The organism is Cryobacterium shii (assembly GCF_004402595.1).
Lineage (GTDB): Bacteria > Actinomycetota > Actinomycetes > Actinomycetales > Microbacteriaceae > Cryobacterium > Cryobacterium shii.
Map to the genome: position 1 here is coordinate 1 of NZ_SOFY01000008.1, position 3,963 is coordinate 3,963.

4 protein-coding genes and 1 pseudogene are annotated in these 3,963 nt (G+C 64.0%); all 5 read right to left on the reverse strand.

Annotated features, from left to right (window positions below; genetic code table 11):
* Positions 1-731 (reverse strand): Fe-S cluster assembly ATPase SufC (gene sufC / locus E3O49_RS00925; RefSeq protein WP_134450852.1); only part of this gene is annotated, 731 nt, incomplete at its 3' end.
* Between the two features lie 98 nt (positions 732-829).
* A pseudogene (locus tag E3O49_RS18970) lies at positions 830-964 on the reverse strand (Fe-S cluster assembly protein SufD); the annotation flags it as partial.
* 5 nt (positions 965-969) lie between these two features.
* Positions 970-1,296 carry a non-heme iron oxygenase ferredoxin subunit gene (locus tag E3O49_RS00930; protein ID WP_134434208.1) on the reverse strand — a complete coding sequence of 109 codons (327 nt, stop codon included), beginning with the start codon at positions 1,294-1,296 and terminating at the stop codon, positions 970-972.
* Position 1,297: 1 nt separating this feature from the next.
* Positions 1,298-2,500 (reverse strand): SufB/SufD family protein, encoded by a 1,203-nt coding sequence (locus tag E3O49_RS00935; protein WP_134450856.1) that lies wholly within the window; start codon positions 2,498-2,500, stop codon positions 1,298-1,300.
* Positions 2,501-2,550: 50 nt separating this feature from the next.
* Positions 2,551-3,963 (reverse strand): Fe-S cluster assembly protein SufB (gene sufB / locus E3O49_RS00940; RefSeq protein WP_134450854.1); only part of this gene is annotated, 1,413 nt, incomplete at its 5' end.

Genomic DNA, 3,963 nt, shown 5'->3' on the forward strand with positions numbered 1-3,963 from the left:
TAGCCTTCGTCTTCGAGGCGGTCGGCGAGTTCGGGGCCGCCCTGCTCGGCGATCCGGCCGTCGACGAACACGTGCACGAAGTCCGGCTTGATGTAGCGCAGGATGCGGGTGTAGTGGGTGATCAGGAGCAGGCCCAGGCCCGTGTTCTCCTTGGCCCGGTTCACGCCCTCCGACACGATCTTGAGCGCGTCGACGTCGAGGCCGGAGTCGGTCTCGTCGAGGATCGCGAACCGGGGCCTCAGCAGTTCGAGCTGCAGGATCTCGTTGCGCTTCTTCTCACCGCCGGAGAAGCCCTCGTTCACGTTGCGCTCGGCGAAGGACTTGTCCATCCGGAGCGCCTTCATCGACTCGCGCACGTCCTTGATCCAGGTGCGGATGGGCGGCGCCGTGCCGTCGATCGCGGTCTTCGCGGTGCGGAGGAAGTTCGTCACGGTCACGCCGGGGATCTCGACCGGGTACTGCATGGCCAGGAACAGGCCGGCGCGGGCGCGCTGGTCCACGGTCATCGTGGTGACCTCTTCGCCGTCGAGCAGGATCGAGCCGCTGTCGACGGTGTACTTGGGGTGACCGGCGATCGTGTACGCGAGGGTGGACTTGCCGGAGCCGTTGGGCCCCATGATGGCGTGGATCTCGCCCTCGTTGATGGTGAGGTTCACACCGTGCAGGATCTGCTTGGTGCCCTGCTCGGTCTCGACGCTGACGTGCAGGTCGATGATCTGTAGCACTGACATGGAATTCTCTTTCGGTCTTCGGCGCAGGCGCCGGTAAAAAATGGGAGTGGCCGACGGGTCGGCCGGGGGTCTGCCGGTGGTGGGGCGGCGACGGATGCTTAGCTCGGGCTGCTCGCGGTCAGTTCTGCTTCGATGGCCAGTTGGAGGCGGTCTTCGAGGGCGGGGGATCCGATCTGCTGCACGATCTCGCTGAGGAAGCCGCGCACGACCAGACGCCGCGNGTGGGGGGGGGGGAAGGTCAGACCGGGACGATGACGGAGGGGTCGATGTAGACGTCCCCGTCGATCAGGTCGACCTTGTACACGGGGACAGGCTCGTAGGCCGGAAGGTTCAGCGGTTTGCCGGTCTTGAGGGAGAACTTGGAACCGTGGGCCCAGCACTCGACGGTGTCGTCCTCGACGAACCCCTCGGACAGGGAGATGTCGCCGTGGGTGCAGGTGTCGCCGATCGCGAACACGGCGTCGGCGGCGTCCCGGACGACGACGATGGGCACGCCGTCGATCTCGACCTTGACGGCCTCATTGATGCCGAGTTCTTCGAAGGCGCAGATCTTCGTGGACGCCATGTTATTTTTCCTCTGTTCCGAGTAGTTCTGCTTCGATGGCCAGTTGGAGGCGGTCTTCGAGGGCGGGGGATCCGATCTGCTGCACGATCTCGCTGAGGAAGCCGCGCACGACCAGACGCCGCGCCTCGTCTTCCGTGATGCCGCGGGACTGCAGNGCCTCGTCTTCCGTGATGCCGCGGGACTGCAGGTAGAACAACTGCTCATCATCGAACCGACCCGTCGCACTCGCGTGCCCGGCACCCTTGATATCGCCGGTCTCGATCTCCAGGTTCGGGATCGAGTCCGCCCGGGTGCCCTCGGTCAACACGAGGTTGCGGTTCTGCTCGTAACTGTCCGTGCCCGCCGCGTTCCGCCCGATGAGCACGTCACCGATCCACACCGTGCGGGCGCCCTGGCCCTGCAACGCCCCCTTGTACGTGACCCGGCTGCGACTGTTCGGCGCGTCGTGATGCACGAACACCTGCTGCTCCAGGTGCTGACCCGCGTCAGCGAAATACAGGCCCAACAAATCCGTGTCCGACCCCTCCCCGGCCAGCCGCACCGACGGATTCACCCGCACGATACTGCCGCCGAGGCTCACGACCACATGCTTCAGGCGCGCGTCCCGGCCGACGGATGCGAAATGGTTGGTCAGGTGCACGGCAGTGTCGCCCCATTCCTGCAGGCTCACCACCGTCAGGTTCGCGGACTCCCCCAGGATGATCTCCACGTTCTCACTCAGGCGGGCTTCGCCCGTGTTCTCGAGGATGATCGTGGCCCGGCTGAACGGTTTCGCCTCGATGATCGTGTGCGCGGCCCGCGGCCCCGCACCCAACTGGGACCGGGTGAGGGTGACCTCCTTGGCCTCTTCCCCACTGATCGTGATCGCGAGGGCCCGCTCGAAACTGGACCACGCGTTCGCGGCGGCGCGCTCCTCCGGGGCGCCGGCGGCGCCGACCCGGGAATCATCCCGGTTGACCCAGGCGACGTCGACACCGGCAACATCGGTCGATTCGATCGGGTACACGGACCCGTCCAGGACCCCCGCGGTCAGGTCGGTGAACTTCTTCACCGGGGAGAGCTTCCAGACCGCTTCCCGCCCCGTGACGGGTGCGAAGTCGGCGACGTCGACGCTCGTGAACCGGTCGTTGCGGGTCTGCACGGGGACGAAGCCGAAGCGGCCGTCCGAGTGCTCCTTGATGCCGTGCTGTTCAGATGTCGGCATCGCTTCAGAAGCGGGCATGGCTGTATTCAGTGGTGCTGCGACGGCGGACATCAGCCGACCGATCCTTCCATGCCCATTTCAATGAGCTTGTTGAGTTCCAGGGCGTATTCCATCGGCAGCTCCCGCGCAATGGGCTCGATGAACCCACGCACGATCATCGCCATCGCCTCATCCTCGGGCATCCCCCGACTCATCAGATAGAACAACTGCTCCTCACTGACCCGAGACACCGTGGCCTCATGACCCAGCTGCACATCATCCACCCGAATATCGATGGCCGGATACGTGTCAGACCGCGACTGCGTATCCACCAGCAGAGCGTCACACCGCACCGTGTTCGCCGAGTGATGCGCCGTGGCATCCACCCGCACCTCACCCCGGTAACCCGACCGGCCACCACCCCGCGCAATCGACTTCGACACGATCGAGGACTGCGTATACGGGGCCATGTGGATCATCTTCGCGCCCGCATCCTGATGCTGACCCGGACCCGCGAACGCCACCGACAACGTCTCACCCTTGGCATGCTCCCCCAGCAAATAAATCGACGGGTACTTCATCGTGACCTTCGACCCGATATTGCCGTCGATCCACTCCATCGTGGCGCCCTCGCCCGCCGTGGCCCGCTTCGTGACCAGGTTGTACACATTCGTCGACCAGTTCTGAATGGTCGTGTACCGCACCCTGGCGTTCTTCTTCACCACGATCTCCACCACCGCCGAATGCAACGAATCAGACGAATAGATCGGAGCCGTGCAGCCCTCGATGTAGTGCACATAACTGCCCTCATCGGCAATGATCAACGTGCGCTCGAACTGGCCCATGTTCTCCGTGTTGATCCGGAAATACGCCTGCAACGGAATCTCCACATGCACGCCCGGCGGCACATACACGAACGAACCCCCCGACCACACCGCCGTGTTCAGGGCCGCGAACTTGTTATCCCCCGACGGGATGATCGTGCCGAAATACTCCTGGAAAATCTCCGGGTGCTCCTTCAACGCCGTGTCGGTGTCCATGAAAATGACACCCTGCGCCTCGAGCTCCTCATTGATCTGGTGATACACCACCTCGGACTCGTACTGCGCGGCCACACCGGACACCAGGCGGTTACGTTCCGCTTCCGGGATACCGAGCTTCTCGTAGGTGTTCTTGATGTCGTCGGGCAGGTCCTCCCAGGTCTGGGCCTGCTTCTCCGTGGACCGCACAAAGTACTTGATGTTGTCGAAATCGATCCCGGACAAATCCGCGCCCCACGTCGGCATCGGCTTCCGCTCGAACAACTCCAACGCCTTCAACCGCCGCTGCAACATCCAGTCCGGCTCGTTCTTCAACCGCGAAATATCGGTCACGACCTCCGGCGAAACCCCGCGCCTGGCGGACGCGCCCGCCGCATCGGAATCGGACCAACCAAACTCGTACGTACCGAGCCCCGCAAGTTCGGGGCGGTCAAGCAGGACATC